This is a genomic window from Anaerococcus octavius, assembly GCF_900445265.1.
Lineage (GTDB): Bacteria > Bacillota > Clostridia > Tissierellales > Peptoniphilaceae > Anaerococcus > Anaerococcus octavius.
Genome location: NZ_UFTA01000002.1, coordinates 1,885,047 through 1,907,940, shown reverse-complemented (window position 1 = coordinate 1,907,940; position 22,894 = coordinate 1,885,047). Strand labels below are relative to the sequence as shown.

General features: G+C 30.8%; 21 protein-coding genes and 1 riboswitch. Of the genes, 7 read left to right on the top strand and 14 right to left on the bottom strand.

Features of this window, described 5'->3' with window-relative positions; genetic code table 11:
* Positions 1-17: 17 nt before the first annotated feature.
* The 6 genes from fusA to DY249_RS09080 form a co-directional block, all read right to left on the bottom strand.
* Complete coding sequence (gene fusA / locus DY249_RS09105) at positions 18-2,075, bottom strand: elongation factor G (protein ID WP_115595953.1); 2,058 nt, start codon at positions 2,073-2,075, stop codon at positions 18-20.
* A gap of 181 nt (positions 2,076-2,256) precedes the next feature.
* Positions 2,257-2,613: a DUF956 family protein gene (locus DY249_RS09100; protein ID WP_101541040.1), complete on the bottom strand. Its 357-nt coding sequence runs from the start codon at positions 2,611-2,613 to the stop codon at positions 2,257-2,259.
* On the bottom strand, positions 2,613-3,689 hold the full coding sequence (locus DY249_RS09095) for a PTS system mannose/fructose/sorbose family transporter subunit IID (RefSeq protein WP_115595952.1): 1,077 nt from the start codon (positions 3,687-3,689) through the stop codon (positions 2,613-2,615). The genes DY249_RS09100 and DY249_RS09095 overlap by 1 nt, the downstream gene beginning before the upstream one ends.
* 11 nt (positions 3,690-3,700) lie before the next feature.
* Complete coding sequence (locus DY249_RS09090) at positions 3,701-4,516, bottom strand: PTS mannose/fructose/sorbose transporter subunit IIC (protein WP_101541038.1); 816 nt, start codon at positions 4,514-4,516, stop codon at positions 3,701-3,703.
* 8 nt (positions 4,517-4,524) lie between these two features.
* Positions 4,525-5,547, bottom strand: coding sequence for a PTS sugar transporter subunit IIB (locus tag DY249_RS09085; protein WP_115595951.1), 1,023 nt, complete (start codon positions 5,545-5,547; stop codon positions 4,525-4,527).
* A gap of 77 nt (positions 5,548-5,624) precedes the next feature.
* Entirely contained in the window at positions 5,625-6,617 is a 993-nt protein-coding gene (locus tag DY249_RS09080) for a Gfo/Idh/MocA family protein (RefSeq protein ID WP_115595950.1), read from the bottom strand.
* An 85-nt stretch (positions 6,618-6,702) separates the two neighbouring features.
* On the opposite strand from DY249_RS09080, the gene DY249_RS09075 reads away from it, so the two are divergent.
* The 7 genes from DY249_RS09075 (at position 6,703) to DY249_RS09045 (ending at position 15,929) form a co-directional block, all read left to right on the top strand.
* A complete protein-coding gene (locus tag DY249_RS09075) occupies positions 6,703-9,552 on the top strand; it encodes an insulinase family protein (RefSeq protein ID WP_172540091.1) in 2,850 nt (949 codons plus the stop codon).
* Between the two features lie 73 nt (positions 9,553-9,625).
* Positions 9,626-10,717: a 5-bromo-4-chloroindolyl phosphate hydrolysis family protein gene (locus tag DY249_RS09070; protein ID WP_115595948.1), complete on the top strand. Its 1,092-nt coding sequence runs from the start codon at positions 9,626-9,628 to the stop codon at positions 10,715-10,717.
* Positions 10,714-11,832 (top strand): toxic anion resistance protein, encoded by a 1,119-nt coding sequence (locus DY249_RS09065; RefSeq protein WP_115595947.1) that lies wholly within the window; start codon positions 10,714-10,716, stop codon positions 11,830-11,832. Before DY249_RS09070 ends, DY249_RS09065 begins: the two co-directional genes overlap by 4 nt.
* Positions 11,833-11,841: 9 nt before the next feature.
* Complete coding sequence (locus DY249_RS09060; RefSeq protein ID WP_115595946.1) at positions 11,842-12,102, top strand: kinase to dihydroxyacetone kinase; 261 nt, start codon at positions 11,842-11,844, stop codon at positions 12,100-12,102.
* A 102-nt stretch (positions 12,103-12,204) separates the two neighbouring features.
* Positions 12,205-13,629: a hypothetical protein gene (locus DY249_RS09055; protein WP_115595945.1), complete on the top strand. Its 1,425-nt coding sequence runs from the start codon at positions 12,205-12,207 to the stop codon at positions 13,627-13,629.
* Between the two features lie 84 nt (positions 13,630-13,713).
* A complete protein-coding gene (locus DY249_RS09050; protein WP_115595944.1) occupies positions 13,714-15,477 on the top strand; it encodes a hypothetical protein in 1,764 nt (587 codons plus the stop codon).
* Between the two features lie 167 nt (positions 15,478-15,644).
* Positions 15,645-15,929 carry a hypothetical protein gene (locus DY249_RS09045; RefSeq protein WP_115595943.1) on the top strand — a complete coding sequence of 95 codons (285 nt, stop codon included), beginning with the start codon at positions 15,645-15,647 and terminating at the stop codon, positions 15,927-15,929.
* 91 nt (positions 15,930-16,020) lie between these two features.
* Here DY249_RS09045 and DY249_RS09040 read toward each other — a convergent pair whose 3' ends face one another.
* From DY249_RS09040 to DY249_RS09005, 8 genes are all read right to left on the bottom strand, one after another.
* Positions 16,021-17,424 carry a S41 family peptidase gene (locus tag DY249_RS09040; protein WP_115595942.1) on the bottom strand — a complete coding sequence of 468 codons (1,404 nt, stop codon included), beginning with the start codon at positions 17,422-17,424 and terminating at the stop codon, positions 16,021-16,023.
* Positions 17,414-17,767, bottom strand: a complete 354-nt coding sequence (locus DY249_RS09035; protein ID WP_115595941.1) for a hypothetical protein — start codon at positions 17,765-17,767, stop codon at positions 17,414-17,416. Before DY249_RS09035 ends, DY249_RS09040 begins: the two co-directional genes overlap by 11 nt.
* Positions 17,768-17,782: 15 nt before the next feature.
* A complete protein-coding gene (gene tsaD / locus DY249_RS09030) occupies positions 17,783-18,793 on the bottom strand; it encodes a tRNA (adenosine(37)-N6)-threonylcarbamoyltransferase complex transferase subunit TsaD (protein WP_115595940.1) in 1,011 nt (336 codons plus the stop codon).
* Complete coding sequence (gene rimI / locus DY249_RS09025) at positions 18,793-19,227, bottom strand: ribosomal protein S18-alanine N-acetyltransferase (RefSeq protein WP_101540745.1); 435 nt, start codon at positions 19,225-19,227, stop codon at positions 18,793-18,795. Before rimI ends, tsaD begins: the two co-directional genes overlap by 1 nt.
* Positions 19,205-19,882 (bottom strand): tRNA (adenosine(37)-N6)-threonylcarbamoyltransferase complex dimerization subunit type 1 TsaB, encoded by a 678-nt coding sequence (tsaB, locus tag DY249_RS09020; RefSeq protein WP_115595939.1) that lies wholly within the window; start codon positions 19,880-19,882, stop codon positions 19,205-19,207. The genes rimI and tsaB overlap by 23 nt, the downstream gene beginning before the upstream one ends.
* A complete protein-coding gene (gene tsaE / locus DY249_RS09015; RefSeq protein ID WP_115595938.1) occupies positions 19,863-20,309 on the bottom strand; it encodes a tRNA (adenosine(37)-N6)-threonylcarbamoyltransferase complex ATPase subunit type 1 TsaE in 447 nt (148 codons plus the stop codon). The genes tsaB and tsaE overlap by 20 nt, the downstream gene beginning before the upstream one ends.
* A 716-nt stretch (positions 20,310-21,025) precedes the next feature.
* Positions 21,026-21,622: an ECF transporter S component gene (locus tag DY249_RS09010; RefSeq protein ID WP_115595937.1), complete on the bottom strand. Its 597-nt coding sequence runs from the start codon at positions 21,620-21,622 to the stop codon at positions 21,026-21,028.
* Positions 21,623-21,753: 131 nt separating this feature from the next.
* Positions 21,754-21,873: riboswitch (FMN riboswitch) on the bottom strand.
* Between the two features lie 244 nt (positions 21,874-22,117).
* Positions 22,118-22,780, bottom strand: a complete 663-nt coding sequence (locus DY249_RS09005) for a winged helix-turn-helix domain-containing protein (RefSeq protein WP_115595936.1) — start codon at positions 22,778-22,780, stop codon at positions 22,118-22,120.
* Positions 22,781-22,894 lie beyond the last annotated feature (114 nt).

Genomic DNA, 22,894 nt, shown 5'->3' with positions numbered 1-22,894 from the left:
ACATGCCTCCTCATAACTTATTCTTTGTGTGCTTCTATAACTTTTTGTGTAATTTCTTTTGGCACTTCTTCGTATCTTTCAAAATCCATTGCAAAAGAGCCTCTAGCTGATGTTTGACTTCTTAAATCAATGGCGTAGGTTAAGACTTCTGATAAAGGTGCTTCAGCAATAATAATTTGGTTGCCATCTGCTTGTGGATCCATACCTAATATTCTGCCACGTCTTTTATTCATATCACCCATTACATCTCCCATGCTTGATTCCGGAACTCTAATTTCTAGTTTCATAACAGGTTCTAAAAGTATTGGGTCTGCTTCTTCTATACCCTTTTTGAAGGCAAGTCTTGCAGCAGATTTAAATGCTTGCTCATTACTATCAACTGGATGGTAAGAGCCATCATAAAGGGTTGCGTGGATACCAGTTACTTTAAAACCAGCTAATGGTCCTTCTAATAAAGATTCTTCTAGTCCTTTTTCAACTGCAGGGAAATAATTTTTAGGAACCGCTCCACCAAATACTTCTTCATCAAATATAAAGTCTTCATCTGTTGGTTCAAATCTGATAAATACATCCCCGTATTGACCTGCACCACCGGATTGTTTTTTGTGCTTACCTTGGACATCAGAATTGCCTTTTATAGTTTCCCTATAAGGAATTTTGTAATCTACAACTTCTGTATTTACTCCGTAGTTGTCACGAAGTTTATCCATGATTACTTCTAGTTGAACATTTCCAAGACCAGATAATATTTGTTGGTGAGTCTCTATATTTCTTTCGTCTTTAAAGGTTGGGTCTTCTTCCATTAATTTTTGTAATGCTTCAGAGATTTTATCTTCATCATTTTTGCTAATAGCATTTATCGCATAAAATAAAACTGGTTTTGGATATTTGATTTGCTTGTATTCTATTTTATTAGCAGCTGTTGCAAGAGTATCGCCTGTTGATAATTCGTCAAGTTTTGTAAAGGCACCGATGTCCCCTGCTACTACCTTGTCAGTTTTTATTTGTTCTTTTCCTCTTAAATAAAATAAGTTAGATGCCTTTAATTCTTTATTTTTGCTAACATCCAAAATTTTATCATCTTTAGAAACCGATCCTGATAAAACTTTAAACATAGAAATTTTTCCAACAAATGGATCTGCTAAAGTCTTAAAAACCACTGCAGAAAATGGTGCATCTTCGTCTGGATCAAAAGCTTCATAACCTTCTTTTACTCTAAAACCAATATTTGCCGCTTCATCATCTATAGACGGCATATACTTAGTAATTACTTCTAGAAGTTGAGTAAGACCTATTTCTTTTTCGCTAGAACCTGCAATAAGTGGTACAACAGTTCCTTCTAAAATAGCTTGTGTAAGACCTTTTCTAAACTCACTTTCAGAAAATTCTTCTCCCTCAAAGAATTTTTCCATAAGTGAATCATCAGTTTCTGCTACAGCTTCTATAATCTCTTCATAAACCGCATCCACTTCTGCTAAACGAATCTCTGGGATTTCAACTTCTTTTTTCTCGCCATTTTCGTAAGTATAGGCTTTTTTATCTAGAACATCGATTATCCCTTCAAACTTATCGCCTTCTCCAAGCATAAGGGTAAGTGGAATTACTTTTTTACCAAACTCAATGTGAAGGTCTGACACAACCTTGTTAAAATGAGCATTTTCCTTATCAAGTTTATTTACAAAAATAATTGATGGTAGGTTGATTTCTTGGGTATAATTCCAATATTTTTCTGTACCAACTTCTATGCCATTTTCTCCATCAATTACAAAAAGTGCAGCCTCACTTGCCCTCAGAGCCTGTAAAACTTCGCCTTCAAAATCAAAAAAACCAGGAGAATCTATAAAGTTTATCTTGTAGTCTTCGTATTCTATAGGAATTATTGAAGTTTGTATAGAAATACCTCTTTTTTTCTCTTGAGCTTCATAATCCGAAACCGTATTTTTCTCTTCAACTCTTCCTTTTTTTTCTACTGCACCAGTTTTATATAAAAGTGCTTCAGCAAGGCTAGTTTTTCCACTTGCTGAGTGACCGACTAAAGCTAAATTTCTTATTTTAGATGTACTATAATTTTTCATACTTTTCTCCTTTGTGAAAACATTTATATTCTTCTAAAAAAATATGTTTTATAAATCCTTATAAGTTATATTATATAGTAATTCAATTTATTTTTCCATATTTTAGAAAATGTTTTCCAGTTTGTTCTTTGTTAAATTATATACCCATTTTTAAAATAAAAAAAGAGCACCTATTGGCACTCTATTTTTTAAAAGCACGTTTTAGATAATCCTTAAAGGATAGGGATCTTCTAAGTTTTTCGCCTGGTATATATTTATTTATTGCTCGCAAGGTTTTCTTATTGTCTTGTGTAGTAAAAATAAAATCTCCATTTTGTTTAGTATGTAAAGCAAATCTTGGAATTTTATTTTTAAAGATAACTTCTGCTGTAATAAGATCTACTTCTGTCCAAGGGATTTGAATATAATCTCTAGGATTTTTCTCATTATAATATTCAAAAGCCTTATCACCTATAATAACATCTCCAGAGCTAGTAAAGCCCTGGAGGTGTTTTGCTTTTATAGTTAAGTCTATACTTTTATTTTGTGAACTAAGCATTACATTATATTAAAGTATCTAGCAATAATACCTATAGCAAATAGCGCAAGGATTATTGTTATTGGCGAAACATCTTTTTTAAGTAGCTTTGATACACCTAGTGTTAATAACAATGGAACTAGTCCTGGTATTAGCATATCTAAGTTATCTTGTAAGGTTGTAACTTTTTCTGGACTAAAGGCATCTGCTCCGTATGTTTCATACATTTCTAGAGCATGTTTTATACCTTCTGATCCTGTTGGTAGATTTGCCCAATCTATAAATGTCTTGCTATCTTGTGTTACTTTTGTAATTGTAACTGGGAAATCTACATTTACCCACCTTTGTACTAGTGCACCTATTACAAACATACCAAGGATAGAAGCCATAAGGGTAATTCTGCCTAGAAGTCCGCCTGATAAGTCTTTGGTTATTTCATTTCCTGCTTTATATCCTGCTTCTTGGGTTTTCCATAAGAAAGCATATCTAATTAGATTCCAAAGTACAAAAAATAGAATTGGTCCTAGTGGGTTTCCACTTAAAGCTAATGATGCACCTAGAGCTCCTAATATAGGTCTAATTGTAAACCAGAAAACTGGGTCACCAACACCTGCAAGAGGACCCATCATACCAACTTTTACACCGTTGATAGCTGCATCATCAATAGCAGTTCCATTTGCTCTTTCTTCTTCCATAGCAAGTGTTACACCTAAAACTGGTGCAGATACATATGGATGAGTATTATAAAACTCTAAGTGACGTTTTAATGCTGCAGTTTGGCTAGCTTCATCGTGGTATAGGTATTTTATAGCTGGAATCATAGAATAAACCCAACCACCATTTTGCATTCTTTCGAAGTTCCATGTTCCTTGTAAGAATTGGTGCCTATTACAGATTTTTTTTCTTACATCTTCTGGCAATTCTAGTCTGCCAGCATTTCCATTTACTACTTTTGCTTGGTCTTCTTCTTTTGTTTCTACTACATCAGTTTTTTCTGTTTCTTCTTTTTTATTAGCAGGATCTTCATTTTTTATAACTTCTTTATTAGAGTCTGCTTCAAAAACTTCTAAGTCTTTTTCTTTATTGTTATCAGTCATAAGATCCCTCCTTAATAATCGTTTATTATATCGCCAAGTGGATCACCAGAGTTTCCTCTAGCTCCGCCACTATTTTGGGCAATGCCTTTAAGTTTCATATATATAAGTGCAAATGCAACACCTATTACACCAAGTCCTATTAGGGTAATATCTGGTATAGCTGCAATTACAAAACCTAAGGCAAAGAATGGCCAAGTTTCTTTGGTGCTCATCATATTTAATACCATGGCATAACCTACTGCTGCAACCATTCCACCGCCTACTTGCATACCACCTTTTAGCCATTCCGGCATAGAATTTAGGGCATCAGTTACTACTTTTGCTGGGATAAAACATAAAATAAGTGCAGGAATAGCAATTCTAAGTCCTTGCATAATAACACCAGCCCAGTGAATTCTTTCTATTTTTTTGAAATCTGCAGTTTCTGCAGCAGAGTCCATAGCATGAACCATAGGTATTGCAAGAGTTCTTGCAAGCATGGTTAAAAATAATCCAGCTACTGATAGTGGGATTGCTAGAGTAATAGCTGTACTTCTAGCTTCGGCAGCATTTGTAGTACCACCATTTAAAGCAAGAGCCATGATTATAGCTGATGCAACAGATGCTAAGGCTGCATCCGGAGCAATAGCTGCTCCTACATTTGACCAACCTAGGGCCAACATTTGTAGTGCTCCTCCTAGCATGACACCTTCTTTTAAGTGTCCAGTTACAAGTCCAATTAAAGTACAAGCAACTAATGGTTGATGAAATTGGAATTGGTCCAAAATACCCTCACAACCAGCTAGAAAGGCCACTATAAAGATTAAAATAATATTAATAGCAGTCATTTTTTCTCCTAATTCATATTTAATTCTGATTTTGCTTTTTTTAGCATATTATCAAGATTTTCTCTTTTATCAGCAGGTACTTTTCTTACATCAAAATTAATGCCGTTTTCTCTTAATTTTTCTATAGTTTCTACATCACTTTTGCCCATAGAAATGGCTGTTGTAAGGTTTACTTTTCCTTCTGAATAAGACATTGATCCAATATTTACATTATCAAGTTTGCCACCAAGTTCAATTAGTTGTAAAACATCTTGTGGTTTTTCAAATAAAAGCATAGCACGAGTTGCACCAAATCTTGAGTCTTCTAAAATCTCTTTCATTTTCCAAACTGGTACTACGTGTGCTTTTACTCCTGGTGGTTCTGCTTCCATTACCATTGATTTACGAAGCTCATCTTTACTTACTGCATCAGATACTACTATGATGCGGTCAGGTTTAGTAGCTTTGGTCCAACTAGTTGCCACTTGACCGTGCAAAAGTCTAGTGTCAATACGAGCTAGGACTATATCGATTTTTCCATCTCCAATTACTGCTCCTTTTGGTATGGAACCATCAGAAGCTTTTTTTGCATCTACTAAAGCTTGGGCATCATCGTCATCGCTTGCTTTAGTTTCAACTTTTTCGCTAGCTTCGTTTAAGTTTTCTGGTTTGATCTTTACTCCTTCTTTAGCTGAGCCTACAATTGCTTTTGCAATATCGTGTGAAGATTCGCTTGTAAATCTTTCTGATAGGGCTTCTATAACCATTGGTAGATTCATGCCAGCAACAATCGCCCATTTATCTTCATGACCTTCAAGTAGGTTTGAAGTTTGGTTAAATGGAGTACCTCCCCAAAGATCAACTAGAAATAAAATCTCATCGCAATCTATTTTTTTGATAGCAGCTTCAAGATCACTTCTTAAGTCATCTGGTCCCATGCTTGGTAAAAGAATTGCTGATTCAAATTTTTCTTGTTCACCAAAAATCATTTGGGCAGATTCTTTGATACCTTCAGCAAAGTGCCCATGACTTGCAAGTATTATTCCTACCATCTTCTCTCCTTTCCTTAAAATAAATATTTCTATAAATTCATATAAGAATGATTTTACATACTTATTATATCATAAATTTAACGAATTTTGTCAGCTGGGTAATATATATTTGCATCATATCTTGCTTTTGTTATAACATCCATATAATTTCTGGTTTTTTCTAACAAACTATGAACTTTATTTTTATCATGAGTTCTTAAAATCTCTTCTATCTCAACAAATTCATAATATAATCTACTTTTACTTTCTTGATTATAATTAAATTCAGAAACTTTATCTTCATGAGTTTTTGTTAATCTAAATTCTCCAAAATTATTTAAAGCACCAGGGATTTCTATAGTTGCATTTTCTCCTTGAATGGTATTTATAATTGGAGCAGCTGAATCTTTTGAACCTATACATGAAACTATAAAGTCCTCATAATCCAAAATAACAATTCCAGATGTATCTATATCTTTACTTATATTTGCAAAATATTTTACATTTTTTGGCAGACCAAATGTATCAACAGCAAAGGCAACATTATATAAATTTAAGTCTATTAATGCCCCACCTGAATTTTCTAGTAAAAACACTGGTTCAATAATATCTTCTTTAAAATTGTCATATCTTGATGAATATTGAGAATAATTAAAGGAAACTATCTTTATTTTTCCCAAGTCTTTAATCATTTTTTTAGCTTCAACAGCATTTGGAATAAACCTGTGGCTTATAGCTTCTATAATCATAACATCTTTTTGCTTTGCTTTTTCTATAATCATTTCTGTTTCATAGGCATTTGATGTAAATGGTTTTTCACAAATTATATTTTTTCCTTTATCTATAGCCTTATTCATAGCTTCAAAATGCAAATTATTTGGCAAAGCTACATAGACAGTATCGATTTGTTTATCATCTAACAAATCATCTACGCTTGTATAATATTTTTTTATAGCAAAGTCTTTAGATAATTTTTGCAATTTTTCTTCATTTCTTGCTGCTATTGCATGTACTTCTATATTTTCTATCTCTTCTAATACTGGCAAAACTTCTTTTACAATTTTACCAGAACCAAGTATTCCTAATTTCATATATCCTCCTATAGTCAGTATACTTAAAATTTTTACCCAAAACACTCTAATAAACTTGGAGTATAGTTAAAAAAACGGAGGGATTATGACTTACACTTTAAAAGAAAAAGAAATTTATGAAAAAATTGGTATTGAAGTTTTTTTGTATGAACATGATAAAACTAAAGCCCAAGTTGTATATGTAAAAAACGATGATAAAAATAAAACTTTTGGCATAGGATTTAAAACTCCACCTACAAATTCTAAGGGCATGTCCCATATTATGGAACACTCAGTTTTAAATGGATCAAAAAAATATAAAACTCGTGAACCTTTTATGGATATGGCATCTAGTTCACTACAAACTTTCTTAAATGCTATGACCTATCCAGACAAGACTGTATATCCAGTTTCTAGTGAAAACGACAAGGATTTTTATAATCTAACCGATGTGTATTTGGATGCAGTTTTTAATCCAGCTGTCCGCCACAAAAGAGAAATATTAGACCAAGAAGGCTGGCATTATGAAATAGAAAATGACAAAATTACAGGTGTTTCAGGTGTAGTTTACAATGAGATGAAAGGCGCTCTTACAGATCCTGATGAACTTGTTTATAATGATTTTGTTTCCTATTTATATAAAAATAGTCCTTATGAATACGAATCCGGCGGAGATCCTTATGAAATTTATAAACTTTCCTATGATGAATTTGTAGACTTTTATGATAACCACTACCACCCATCCAATGCCTATATTTATTTTTATGGTGATTTGGATATTGATTTTTACCTTGATCACCTAGATAAGGAATACTTATCAAAGTATGAATACATGGACTTAGATTTTTCAATAGATGTGCCAGATAACTATTATAAGCAAGTTATTAAATCAAGTTATCCTGCCCTTTTAAAAGAAGTGAATAAGGATTATTTATTATATGGTTTTTTAACTAAGAAAAATCAAGATACAAAATATTATTTGACTCTTCTAATTTTAATAAGCGCCTTATTTCACATGGACTCATCACAAATCAAAAATCAAATATATAAAGAAATTAATCCAGAAGATTTTACTGCTAGATTGGGTTATGGAGTACGAAGCTCTATAATTTTACAAGCTCAAAAAGCTGATGATAAAAAATTAGATAGATATGTAGAAATTATCGAAAATGGTTTTAAAGAAGCTAGCAAAGGAATAAATAAGGAAAGTTTAAAAGCTGCTTTTTCTATTTTTGAATATGCACAAAGGGAACAGCTAATCTCTGTAATGCGTGGTTTAACTTACTTTCTAATGTGGCAATTTGATAAACCAATCTTTGAAACCTTTAAAATAATTGACTATCTAGATGAGCTAAGAGAATTGATAGATACAGATTATTATGAAAATTTTATAAAAGAAAATTTTATAGATAATCCAACAAAATTAATCTACATTGCTAAGCCAAGTAGCACCTACATGGTAGAAAAACAAAAAGAATTAGATGACTATATAGAAAAAATTAATAATAAAGTTAATGACTATGACTTGGTTAATATTAAGGATAATTTAAAAAAATTAGAAAATCATCAAAACAAGGTTGATAGCTCAGAAGAAAAAGCCACTATTCCTGTTTTAAATATAGAAGATGTACCGGTAAGTTTAGAAAAAACTCCTCGTCAAATTCTCAATGATAAGTTTACCTATATCTACCATGATATAGATACTGCAGGATTGATTTATACTTCCTTATATTTTGATATAAGTCATTTGAATTTAGAAGAAATAAGATATCTAAGCTTAATAAATGATTTTATGGGATCTGTTGATACAAAAAATATCCCATATACACAAATAGATGATGTACTTTTCCAATATTTAACAAGCCCAAACTTTTCTAATAGCTTTATAAATATAAATGATGACAAACTTGCGATACTAGAAAAAGCATCATTTACATCAACCATAGATACCGCTCAGGATGGCTTAAACTTGATGGCTGATTTTATGTTTAACTCTATATTTGATGATAAAAAAAGAATTTTAGAATTACTTCATATGAAAAAATCATATTTTGAATCTACGATGTATGACCAAGGACATATACTTGCTATGAATAGAGCAAATAGTCATATAAATAAAGGCATGATGATTAAAGAAGAAACTAGTGGCATTGGATCATATCTATTTTTAAAAACTGTAATTAAAGAAGTAAAAAATGATTTTGATAGTTTTGTAAAAAAATTAAATGACACTTATAAAAAAATATTTACAAGTAGTCTAGAAATAAATATAACAGCTAGTCCTTATGATTTTAATCAAATGAAAGATTTTATAAATAAAAAGTTCGCTAATTTAGCTAGCCAAGCTCCAAAAGCAACCATAGAATTTACTCCAGAGTATTATAAAGAAGCTATCCTTTCAAATGCAAATGTAAATTATATTTCCAAAACAGCTAATATAAAAGAGTTTGATAAAGCTTTTGACGGCAAACTAATGCTTGCTACATCAATACTATCAAATCCTTACCTTTATGAATTAATTCGTGCCAAAGGTGGAGCTTATGGAGCTGGCATCACTGCAAATAGGACAGGACTTTTATCAACATACTCTTATAGAGACCCAAATATTTTAAAAACTATAGACAGTTTTGATAGTATTGGCGAGCTTACAAAAAATATTGACCTTACAGACAGAGATTTTGAAAACCAACAAATCTCATCAATGGGATCTATTTTAAGACCAAAATCTCCTCAAGCTTTGGCAGACGAAGACTTTGGCAGATATAAAAAAGAAAGTCCAAGCGACCCAGAAGAGTTTTTATGGCAAATAAAAAATGCCAAACTTGCTGATATAAAAGCCTATGCAGATTTATTTGAAAAGTCTATGAAAAAAAATAATCTAACTGCTTTTGGAAATAGAGATATGCTAATAGAAGTTAAAGATCATTTTGATAAGATAATCGATTTAGATAAGTAAGTTAATATATATTAAAATCAGTTTTAATTTTATTTATGCTTAGGGTATGATGTTATAAAGATAAGGAGCAGCTATGAGTAATGATAAAAACAATTTTAACCCTTTTGATATAGATTTTTATGAGATTGGCGAAACAATTAAAAATTCAGTTAACAATACCCTAAGAAAGCTTACAGAAGCAAGTGATAAAAACGAAAATCTACCTCAAACTAGAAATAAGGAAGTTTGTGAGCAAAAACCACCAGAACTTAATAAAGCAAAAAGTTATAAGGCAACTTCTATAACATCAGGAGTTATTTTAATTATTGTAACGATCAGTCTTTTCTCTGAATTTATTAATTTTGGAGGATTTGGCGAATTTGTAATAACACTTTTGTTTGCGATTTTAAGTATTGCTATCCCATATATTACTTGGAAGGCATCCAAAGAATATTTTAGACTTACAAATAATTATGTAAGATTTTTAAGAGAGCTAGGTAATAATACAGTAATTTCTATTAAAGATCTAGCAAGTGCAGTTGCTCAAAGCGAAGAAAAAACCGTATCAGACCTTACAAAAATGATGAAACGAGGATATTTTCACCAAGCAAGAATTGTAGAGGATGATTCATTATTTATCCTTGATATACCTACCTTTAGATTATATAAAGATAAGAAAAAAGAAATTCCAGAGGCAAAAGTAAAAACAAGTGATGAAGACGAAGTTTTAGTTGAAGACTTAAGCAGTGAAAGAGCAAAAGAAATCCTAGCTTTGGGTAAAAACTCTATAGAAGAAATAAAGAAAAATCAAGTAAGAATTACTAATCTTGATTTTAGAAATAATGTAGATAAGATTTTAAAAAATTCAAACGATATTTTAAATATTGTAGAAAAATATCCTGACAAATCCTATGCCCTAAATAAGTTTTCTGACTATTATTTACCTACAACTGCAAAACTTGTTGAAACTTATGGTGACTTTGAGATGATGCGTACAGACGATAGTAAAATATTAAATTCAATGAAACAAATCAACAAATCAATTATTACCATAGGTGAAGCCTTTGACAAAATAAAAGTCGAACTATTATCAGATAGAGCCATGGATATAAAAACAGATATTGATACAATAAACTTACTTTTAAACCAAGAAGGTTACACAGAAGATGATTGGAGCAAGGAATGAGTGATATAAAATTAACCCTAGATGGGGCTGATGAAAATGACAGCAAATTAGATAATATAACTAATGAAACTCCTGATTTGGTAGAGAATAATGTAAAATTTTCTCCAGAAGAAGAAAAAATGATAGATGATTTCTCTAAAAAAATAAAACTTGATGATACAAATATTATCTTACAATACGGGTCTGGAGCTCAAAAAAAAATTTCCAATTTTAGCGAAAAAACTCTAGACACAGTTCGTAATAAGGATCTTGGGGAAATCGGTGGATTACTAGATTCTGTGGTTATGGATATTCGTGATATGGAGCGTGAAGAAGCTTCCGGTCCACTTGGATTTTTCAAAAAACAAGCAAACAAGATAGATGATTTAAAAGTACGCTACCAATCAGCAGAAAAAAATATAGATGAAGTAGCAAAAACTTTAGAAAATCATCAAATAACTTTGATGAAAGATATATCTATGCTTGATCAAATGTATGATCTAAATGAAGAATACTACAAAGAAATCACTATGTATATAGAAGCTGGCAATAGAAAACTTCAAGAAACTTACGCTAAAGAAATACCTGCCCTAGAAGCTCAAGCAAAAGAATCTAATCTACCCCTTGATGCTCAAAAAGTAAATGATATGAAAGCTCAAGCAAATAGATTTGAAAAAAAACTTCACGACTTAGACTTAACCCGCATGGTCAGTATTCAAATGGCTCCACAAATTAGGATGGTCCAATCATCTAACTCTATAATGGCAGAAAAAATTCAAACCACAATTGTAAATACCATTCCCCTATGGAAAAACCAAATGGTTTTAGCTCTAGGAATGAACCATACCAACCAAGCTATTGCCACTCAACAAAGAGTAACTGATTTAACCAATGAGCTTTTAAGAAAAAATGCAGATACTCTAAAACAAAATACTATAGAAACAGCAAAGGCTACAGAACGTGGAATTATAGATCTTGATACAATAAAACATACCAACGAGCAACTTATTTCTACAATAGAAGAAGTTAGAAATATCCAAATCGAGGGTAAGAAAAATAGAACCTTGGCCCAAGCAGAAATTGCTAGGCTAGAAGATGAACTTAAAAGAAATTTAACAAAAGGAAATAATAATTAGGAGGAAATTATGGTAGATATAGGAGATTTTAAATTTGATACTCAACTGCTAATAGCAGGAGAGGACCTAGATGAAGATGAAATTTTTGATCATATTACAGAAAACTTTGAAGGCGATAGCCTACTTGCAGTAGGTGATGAAGAATTAATCAAAATCCACTTTCATACAAACAAGCCTTGGGAAATTTTAGAATATGCAGCAAGTCTTGGGGAAATCCATGACATAGTTGTAGAAAATATGCTAAGACAAGCAGAAGGATTAAAGGGATAAATTTTTTAAAAGCTAGAAGACTTACTTCTAGCTTTTTTGATTGAAAAATACTTATTTTTTAATATAATAATAGGAAAGAAATGCATAAAGAAAGAGTTTATTATGAAAATTAAAAAATACAGTAAAATACTAGCTCTCTCCCTTGCTATTGGACTAATTGCACCAACTACAAAATCCTTTGCAAGTGAAAGTGCTAAAAAAATAGAAGAAATAAATACTCTAGAAAATTTTGATAAAGCATCTAAAAGCGAAATAGAAGCCTACCAAAATTTATTAGAAGAAAAAAATAATAATATAAATGAAGATCCTAACCTAGACCAGGGTTTAGGAAATATTGCAAAAAACTTTGGTGAAGAGTATAAGCTTCGCTATGACCTAAAGGTAAATATCGAACTGATTAAAAAACTTGATAAGCAAAACTTTGCAGAAGTTATCAAAGATAGCGAAAAAATTTTAAACAGTGATGACCTAGAAAAAGTCAAAGCACAAAGCGATTATCTACAATTATTAATTAGCCACAAACAAGCTGATAATCAAGTAGCCTTAACCGATCAAGAAATACAAAGTATAGGAGAAGCTACGACTGCTTTTATAGAAGAAGGAAGACTTTTCTTAGATGAAGATAATAACAATAACGAAGACATCGACCAAGCTATAAAGGCTATTCAAAATTCAAAAAACTATTATCTAGCTGATGAAAAGCAACAAGCAAAATACGATAAGCTTTTAAAAGTAGCCAGCGAAAATAAGGAAAATCCAAAAGCTAATGAGCTTTTAAAAGAGTTTTTAGCTAGCCCAGATAAGGAAAATTTTAAAATCCCAGACTCCTTAGACAGTGAAGAAGAAAGCGAAATAGCAAACCAAAACTTCACAGCAGGCAATACTGGTTCATCAGAAGATAAATTAGAAGAAGAAAGTCAAACCATAGAAAATCCTAGCCAAGCAACTGGAAATACAGCTAACCAAAGCGAATCAGCTTTTATAAAAAATGATAAAACAAGTAGTAAATACAAAGAATTATCTGATGCTCAAAAAAGAGAACTTGATGCCATAGATACAAACAAAGATGGTAAATTATCAAACGAAGAGCTAGATGCATCTGCAAACTATACATCCAACCTAGGATCTGACTCATGGCTATATCCATTCACTGAAAAAGCATTAAGTGAGTCAAATACTGATGGTAGTCAAACAGATAACGGGGCAGAAAATACTAATGATGAAGTAAGTAAAGATTCAGAAAATCCAAGACAAGAAAAAGAAGTACCAAAAACCGTAACCATAGATAAAGAAACTAAATCTCCAGAACTTGCTGATGAAGATAAGGCAAAAAAAAATAGCGAAGAAAACAAAGAAGAAAATTTTAACGAAACAGAAGCCAACCAAACAGTAGCTCCAAGAGAAAATACCAATGCAGCAAGCGTTGTAAAAACAGGTATAAAAAGTCTTGGATATGTAGTAGGTATATTAATTATAGCACTAGGCGCTTACTATTTCTTAAGTAAAAATCAAAAAAATAAAAAATAATTTTGATAAGCTAGGTTTAAAACCTAGCTTTTTTAATTGCAAAAAATATATCTTTAAGTTAACATTGAAGCAGAGAGGTAAACTATGAAAAAAATAAATACTTTTGCAAGCGCATTACTTATTTCAATTATATTTACTGGAAATATTTCTTTTGCAACCAATGAGATGAACTCAACTATATATAGCAATCACGAACTAAATTCGTCTCTAAACAAAAAAGAAATATATAACTCCGATGACTTAAAGGCAATTATTCAACAAACTATCGATTCTTCTAATTATCAAAATAGTGACAGTTACTTTAGAGGTTTATATGATATTTCAATAGAAAATGCTAATAAGCATATAAGTTTTAATGAAGAAGATAATCATGCTACAAGCTTCGCTTACAATAACTTTCTAAAGGAAATAGAAAAAATTGAACAACTTAAAAATCAGGACCCTGATATCCTAAAGGATATAAATACCGAGTCTATTTTTTATAATAATCCAAAATATACTATAGCCTATCTTAACCTAGACAAAAGCTTACAAGATGAGCTTGATAATATGAAAATAGATAGTAAAAATAAATTTTTAACTCTATCTGAGCTAGAGGATTCTTTAAAATATTCATTACCAATCTTTTATTATGAATTCCCCTACCAGTTTATGCAAGATAGAGATATAGACGGTATGGTTGGTGAATGGAATAGTGATGTTAATAAACTTTTTAAAACAAAATCACTGAAAGAAGCTTATAGAGAATCTAGCCAGGATCAAAGAAATTATATTAGAACTTTGGATACTAACAAAAATGGCTTTATAGATTTAGTTGAGATTGAAGAAGAAAAGCTCTCATATAATGATGATTCGGCATGGATAGTAGATTTTATACCTGATAAAGATAAGGATAGCTTTAAAAATAAAAATGAGCATACCAATCAAGAAGAATATCAACCAGAAATTAACTATCCAGCTACAAAGTTAATAACAGATACACCAGATATTTCTAACGATAAAGAATTTAGTGATGATGAAAAATTTAGTAACTACAAATATGATTCAATATTTTATATTAAAAATCGAACTAGATCTTATTATGAAAATCTAAGCGAGGAGCAAAGACTAGAACTTGATGTCTTAAATCTAAACGGCGATGAATATTTATCTATTGAAGAATTAGAAGCTAGTGATAAATATAATCTTCCAATCAATAGCGATAATTGGTTATATCCATTTATGCATGATAAAAATAGTGATGGTAAGATAGACGAAGATGATAGAAATCACTATGATTATCCAGAAAAAGAATATATTTTAGACGAAAATAGCAAATCAAATTTAAACGATGATTTGTACCAATCTCCCTTTTATAAAAACACCAAAACTCGCCAAGCTTATTTAGATTTAACTGATGAACAAAGAAATGAACTTGATAATATGAATACTGACGGGAAATATCCCTTAACAGTCGAAGAAGTTATTTCCACAGATAAATTTGATATCCCTATAAAAAAAGATAGAGATTGGATATATCCTTTTATGATTGATAAAAATGGCGACGGTGAGATTGGAGAATCCTATGAATATTATAAGGAGAATGAGCCAGTAGCTAGCAATTATCAAAATACAAGCTACGAAGAAATAAACACTCCAACACAAAATAAAACAGTTACAACAACTACACCAATTGTTGGAGATACTACAGCCACTGTAATTAAGCAGCCAAAATCTTCTTCAAATCAAAGTGAAAAAAGTGTGAAAGCTGCAAATAACGCTAAAACTGGAATATCAGGTTTGAAAACTATTTCTAAAGTGCTTTTAATTGCAGGAATTAGCTTATTTATAATGAAAAAATACAATTGAAACCCGAATCAATTGAGCTAGCTTTTTAAATTGTATAATTTTCAAAATTGAATAGTATATAACGGGAAGTAAGATTATATTAAATATTCGAATAAGTTAAAAGAAAAGAGACTAATGTTATTAAAACCCATTTATATGTTAATTATTTTTTGAGGAGGAACAAACAAATGGATGATGACAAAAAAAGCAAGTCAATGCTATTAAAGTTAATGTGCTTAGACTTTATATTTGGGCTAATAGGGATTATTATAGCTCGTAATATAACTTCAAATAATATTTCAGACCTCATTTTAAGTAGGACCGGAGGGAATGTCTTTACGAAGGATGTAAACTATTATACGTATTTCTTAATTAAGCCACCTTTACTTATATACTCTATTCATAGAATATATACTGGCTTTAAAAAGCTAATAATTTATAGTCCAAATTTAGCTAAGAAATCTGGTAAGTAAATTTTAAATATAAAATTTCTAATAAAAAATATGAGAATTTGATAAATTCTCATATTTTTTTATTTTTCTAATTATAATATTAAATTTATTTTTAAAAATTGCCATCTTCAATTTCTTCAATTGTTTCAATAGAGTTCTTAAACGATTCTGATTCTATATCTGGAACTGTGCGCTTTTCTGCGTTTATCGATCCATCTGGAGCGTAGCCTAAGGTATTTGTATAGGTAAATACTAAGCCAGAATTTGGCATTACATCATTTATTACTCCAAGAGTTATCCCATCTCCTCCAGTTGTTTCTCCAACTAGCTGGGCAGCATCTGAGTGTTTCATAAAACTTGCCATCCCTTCTGCTGCAGAAAATACTGCCTTATCTACCATTAGATAAATATTGCCATCAAAACCATATTCTTTTTCACTTTCATCTGGATTTATTGTTATGGTATCTTTTATATAATAATCAAAGTCTTTTAAATCGCTAGAATGATTTAGTTTTACTCCTGAAATATCTACGTCTTTTAATTTTTGAACATTTAAAGTATCATCAGCTAGGATTAGTTTGGCCCTATCTGAGTTTTTAAAAAATAAATGATTGGTTACGGATTTTGGACTTTTTAATATTTTTGGCAAGAGAAATTTTTGCCAGTAATCCATATTACCTCCATAATTTTGGCGAATATCTATAATAAGGACCTTATAGAGGTGTTTATTTCTTAAAAACTCATTTAAAACATCCTCATCTTCACTAAATTTTTCCGGATCTACCATAGCATTTACCTTTAATAAAGCTATGCCTTCTGCCGGCATTTCTAAGCTTAAATTTGATGCTTTGTTTTTATTTATAAATGGCATAGATCTTTTTTGAACTTTTTCTCCATCAGAAGATGTTTGCTCACCTTGTAAATTATAGCGATTTCTAACAACTTGCTTATTCATTTTTAAAAATTCATAATAAATTGATGGAGTGTTCCAGTTCTTAGAATAATATTTCAATGTATTTTCTACATAGGCAGTATCTGCTATACGAGCGTGATAATTGTTAAGCTCACCCATTATACCAGTCATTTCGTCTATAAATTCTTGGTCAGTTTTTGCACTTTCTATTCTTTTTAGATATTTATCATAAGAGCCTAAAAAGTCTATATTATAGTCTCTTTTTAAAACTTTAAAGAAAGGATAATTTGACTTTAATTCATTAAATACATAGTTAAAGTCCTCTACCATTTCTTTATTAGTTAAGGGTTTTGGACTTTCTGGATTTGGTAGTTGTAATTTGGGTGGGTTTTGTAAGTCTTTATACCACTTTAAATAAGTTTCTACATTGTATTTATCTATATTATCTGGATAAAACACATCATCTGTTCCATTGTATCCACCATCGCTAGCTATTGTTTGTGTACGCCTAGTTTCTAATTGGTCCAATCTTCTTTTTGCACAAGAAGTATTTATAAGCATAAAAACAAGGATTAGACAAAAAATCTTGACTTTATTTTTCATCAAATCCTCCTCTTATGACATAATCTCTTTTGTATAAGTCATAAATCACCGGTATATTTCCTATTGGATTTACTAGTGAAAATACCACAATAGCAAGAACTAAAAAATTGAGCCTTTTCTTTTCCCTTCTTGCAATTGCATTTAGACTTACATTTCTATTTTTTAGAACCGCTATGCCATATATAGTTGTAAGTGCTCCAAAAATAATTTCAAAAATTTCTTTATAATACACTCCAAATGCTAAAATACCAACTCCTGCTAGTATCCAAATAACTGAGCTTGTAGTTTGCATTTTATTAAATTTTCTTAATAAGTCTAAATCTTCACTTCTGCGTTTTCTCATATTTTATATTATATCTTATATTTCTAAGTTTGGGTAAACTTTCATAAATTTATCACTAATTTCGCCATCTTGGTAGTTTAAGTAACCTGCCATAGCTATCATTGCTGCATTATCTGTACAAAGTTCTATTGATGGATAGTAGAATTTTATATTTTCTTTTTTACATTCTTCACGCATTCTATCTTGCAATCTACTATTTGCAGCAACTCCCCCACTTAGGGCGAATTTATCATAACCTGTTTCCTTTAAAAGTCTCATAGACTTTTCTACTAAAACATCAACTACTGCTTCCTGGAAACTTGCAGCAAGATCTGCCTTATTAATCTCATGACACTTTTGTTCTTCTTGGTTTATATAATTTAAAACCGCTGTTTTTAAGCCCGAAAATGAAAAATCGTAAGAATTTTTTTCCAGCCTTACCCTTGGAAAATCTATAGCTTCTTTATTGCCTTCTTTGGCAAGTTTATCAATTTTGGGACCTCCTGGATAGCCAAGTCCCATTTTGCGAGCTACTTTGTCAAAAGATTCTCCTGCTGCATCATCGCGAGTTTTGCCTACAACTTCATAATTTGTATATGAATTTACTTTTACAAGATAAGTATGTCCTCCACTTACAACTAGGGTGACAAACGGCGGTTGTAAATCTTTGTGAGCTATATAATTTGCACAAATATGTCCTTGCATATGGTTTGCACCAATCATGGGAGTATTTGTAGCAAGTGATAAGGCCTTAGCAGCAGAAATCCCTACTAAAAGTGATCCCATAAGACCTGGACCCTTGGTAACTGAAATTAAATCTATATCATCGTAGGTCAAGTTTGCATCATCTAGGGCTTTTTTTATCAAAGGATTTATAGCTTCTAGATGTTTTCTACTGGCAATCTCTGGAACTACTCCACCAAAAAGTGTATGAATATCAATTTGTGAAGATATTAAATTTACTAAAAGTTCTCTATCATTTTTTATAATTGCTACACAGCTATCATCGCAGCTGGTTTCAATTCCCATAGTATAAAAATCTGTCATTACAATTCCTTTTTCATATTGTAGGCATCTTCACCAAGTTTTTGGTAGTAATTTTTTCTAATGCCCATTACTTCAAAACCAAATTTTTTGTATAAATTTATAGCAGGAGTATTTTTTGTAGATACTTCTAACCAGATTTCTTTCATATTATTACTTAGGCTAGTTTCTACTAAATGATTAAGTAAGCTAGTAGCTATACCCATTTTTTTAAAACCATGATCAACCGCTATAGTAAATATCTCTACTTGATCTAGAACATGGCTTGATATATAAAAGCCTACTATCTTGCCATCTATTTCTGCTACATAGTGATTTAAAAATGTATTAGATTTTAAGTCTTTGATAAGATTTTTCTTTGACCAAGGTTCGAAAAAAGCTTGATTTTCTATATCATAAACCTCATTTGCATCACTAATTTCCATTTTTCTGATCATTTCTTAAAAGCTCTCTTTCAGCTTGAGATTTTCTTAAATAATTTGGTACTAGTTGGTATAGGTCATAGTCATTTTTATTTTCTAAAGCTAGTTTTATCAAAGACTTACCTATAGTATTTCTAAAATTAATTGGCAAAACTTTTGCTTTTTCAAATAAATCTTCATATTTTAAAGAAATATCTCCTATAAGTTCATTTTCTTCATCCAAATCATTTACCATTTCTGAAAAGTCTTCTATGGTGTATAAATCTTCTTTTATAATTTCATTGAAATCTTTATCATAAACTGCACCGTAGACCCTATTTCCTCTAGCATCTAGCATAGGGACTTTTAGATTATCGCTTGAAGAATTATTTGCAAGGGCTAAAAGAGTACTAATTGGTATTAATTTTTTATCATTAACTTGGGCTAAAGTTTTTGCAATAGTCATACCTATTCTAAGACCAGTAAAAGAACCAGGACCTTCTGCAATTACAAACTCATCAATATCTTTAAATTCCATTCCTAAAAGTTCTAGCAATGTTTCTATCATAGGTACCAAAGATTCGCTGTGAGTTTTTTGTTGATTTACATTAAAATCTCCCAAAATTTCACTATCGTTGGCAATTGTTACTGTGGAAATCATTGTTGAGGTATCAATTGCTAAAATATTCATCTATCTCTCGCCCCCTTTTTGTATCATCTAGGATTTTTATTTCACGAGTATTTGTACCTAGCTTTGATATTTTAACATTTATCATATCATCTGGCAAAAAGCATCCTCCATTTTCTGCCCATTCTATAAAAGTAATAGCATCTTCTGGATAAAAATAACTTTCATAATCAAGTTCCAAAAGTTCATCTGGATCTTCCAGCCTATATAAATCAAGATGGTAAATAGTATTATCTCCATCATAGATATTTACAATAGCAAAAGTTGGAGATGAACTATCATTTATGCCAAAGTACTCACAAATAAATTTTGTAAGGGTGGTTTTACCAGCACCCATATCTCCTATTAAATTTATAACATCATTTTCTTTTAAAAGGGATGCAAATTTATATGCAAAATCCCTCATTTCATTTAATTCATTAATAATCATAATTCCTCTTTATCTTAAGTATTATACTATTTTTGTAATAAAAAAAAATGAACTAATACAGCTAACTACTTTATGTACTAGTTCATACAATATTTTTAAAATAGTAATAAAATTAGAAATTATCTTATGCTTTAACCAATTGTCTTAATATCTTACTTAATCAGTAAATATACTCTACAAAGTGGTATTTATAAAAAATCTAGAATTAAATTGAAGAGAGTCATATTACATAAGCATGTTAAAATTATATACTTTTTTTCTTTCTCCAATATAGATTTTATAAGTAAGTATGGTGTAATAAAAGCTAAAATTAATATAGAAAGTATCCTCAAATCATTAATCATTAAATCCTCCAAGCTATAATAATAAAAGTTAATAAGACTTACAAATTAAAGTTCTAGTCAAATATACGACTAGAATAACTATATATAATCTTCATCTATCAAGATATGACTTTATTTTTTATACTATCATAATAACTTCTCTAGAAGCCAGTTAAACATTTTATCTAACTAATCTTTCCCTATACACTATTGTCTATTAAATCAGTAATTTTACAATATGGTCATTAAAATTTATATTGTAGAGAATATTGATACCGTATAAGGATAAGCTTGAATCCTTTACCTTTACATTACTCATTGTTACTATTATTTTCTTATCTTATAAAGAATTATAACAAAAAAATCCCTAGAATTTCTAGGGACAAGCTATATTTAAAATTTTAATATAGGTGATATACGCTTATAAATTAGCTGAGTTATTATAGCCTCTATAGCACCTTTTATAAGGTTAAATGGAGCTATTGAAAAAAGCATTAGTGTAAAATAATTTGAAACTAATCCATTACCTGGAATCATCTCAGCAAAGGCTTGAAGATCCATATTCATTACTTTTCCATAAATTGGAAAAACTACAAAAGCATTGGATAAAGTAGCTATAGCACTCATTGCAAAGATTCCTAAAACAAGGGCTAAAATAGAGTTTTTACGAGTTTTTTTATTTTGATAAATTAGAGAAGATACCAAAACAAAGGTAGAACCAACTACAAAATTTGATAATTCTCCAACTCCGCCTGTCATAGTTTTTGATAAGTTCAATACGTTTTTAATAAGCTGAATTAAAACTCCATACCAAGGTCCCATGGCAAAACCACCAATTAAAGCTGGCACATCAGCTAAGTCCACTTTCATAAAAGGTGGAGCTATTGGAATAGGCATTTGCACAAACATCAGTAAATAAGAAATACTAGCAAGTATCCCAACTTTTACCAATCTGTCTAAACTAAAAGATTTGCTTCTACTACGATTCATATAATTACCTCCTAATTTGGGCAATAAAAAATGCCCTACATTGGGGCAAAACATCTAGCTACTAAGGCTAGGGGAGGATTAGCTTTTAAAAGCCAAATACCAGTGATGCCAAAGCATCAAGGATTTTATTTTTTTAATTTCTCCCATCCAGACTATAACTGTCGGTTTTGGAATCTCACCAAATCAGCCAAAAAATGGCTCGCAGACTATGACTGCCGGTTTAGGAATTTCACCTTACCCCGAAAAACAAGCCCGTCCGGCTAAGGGAGGACCCTCCATGGAATGGCCGCAGGGCGGCACGCCCGAGGAATCCTGTCCGGCGTATAGAGGACCCGTGCCCAATAGGCACGGAATTACCGCAGACGCCAAAGGCGTCGAGGACAAAATTTGTTCCCTAAAACTTCGGATAGACGTAATATATTATTTACTTCTTGATAAGATTATATCACAATAAAAATCCATTATCAACTAATATTGAAAACAATTTCACAAATACTACTCTTTTGGCTTACAACTATCTAAAACCCACTTATAACCCTTTCTATTAATAGTTTCTATAGGGTTTAGATCAGCTTTTTTAAATTCTAATCTTATTTTTCTAATATGCTCTCTGACTGATCTTTCTGTAGTTTTTAAGCCTTTTTTATTCATAGCTTCTACTATGTCATCTTTACTTAGTACCTTACCCATATTTGAAATTAAAACTGAGCATATGCTTATTTCAAATTTAGTAAGATCTAAAATATCGTTTCCTATCCTAAAAATACCATTATCTTCTTCCATAGTACAAAAGCCTAGACGTACAATATTGGTATCATTAATTTCTTCTACTTTTTCAAAAACAGAGTTTATAAACTCTTCGCGAGTGTTAGAATGAATTACAAAGTCCTTATCATCCAGTTCCTGCTCATATGGGTTATCCGCATTTCTCTCTGTTAGATAAATAACTGGTGTAGTTGTTGTTTGTTTTATGTATTGTATTACCTGCAGACATTTATTATAGGTCATATCTACCAAAATCAGATCATACTCGCTAAGATCTAGTCCTATAAGATCTTCCATTTGCTCAAATTTATGTATAACTACTTCGTTTTTATCAAATTGGGAGTTCAAGAGAGATGAGACACCATTTTCGTATTCAACTGATGCTATTTTCATTGCCCCTCCTTTTCTTTTCTTAATTATAGCTCTTTACAAAAAAAATGTAAATATATTTTTATATAAATTTTCTATATCGGTATATAAATTACAAATTTAACTGAAATTTGTCAA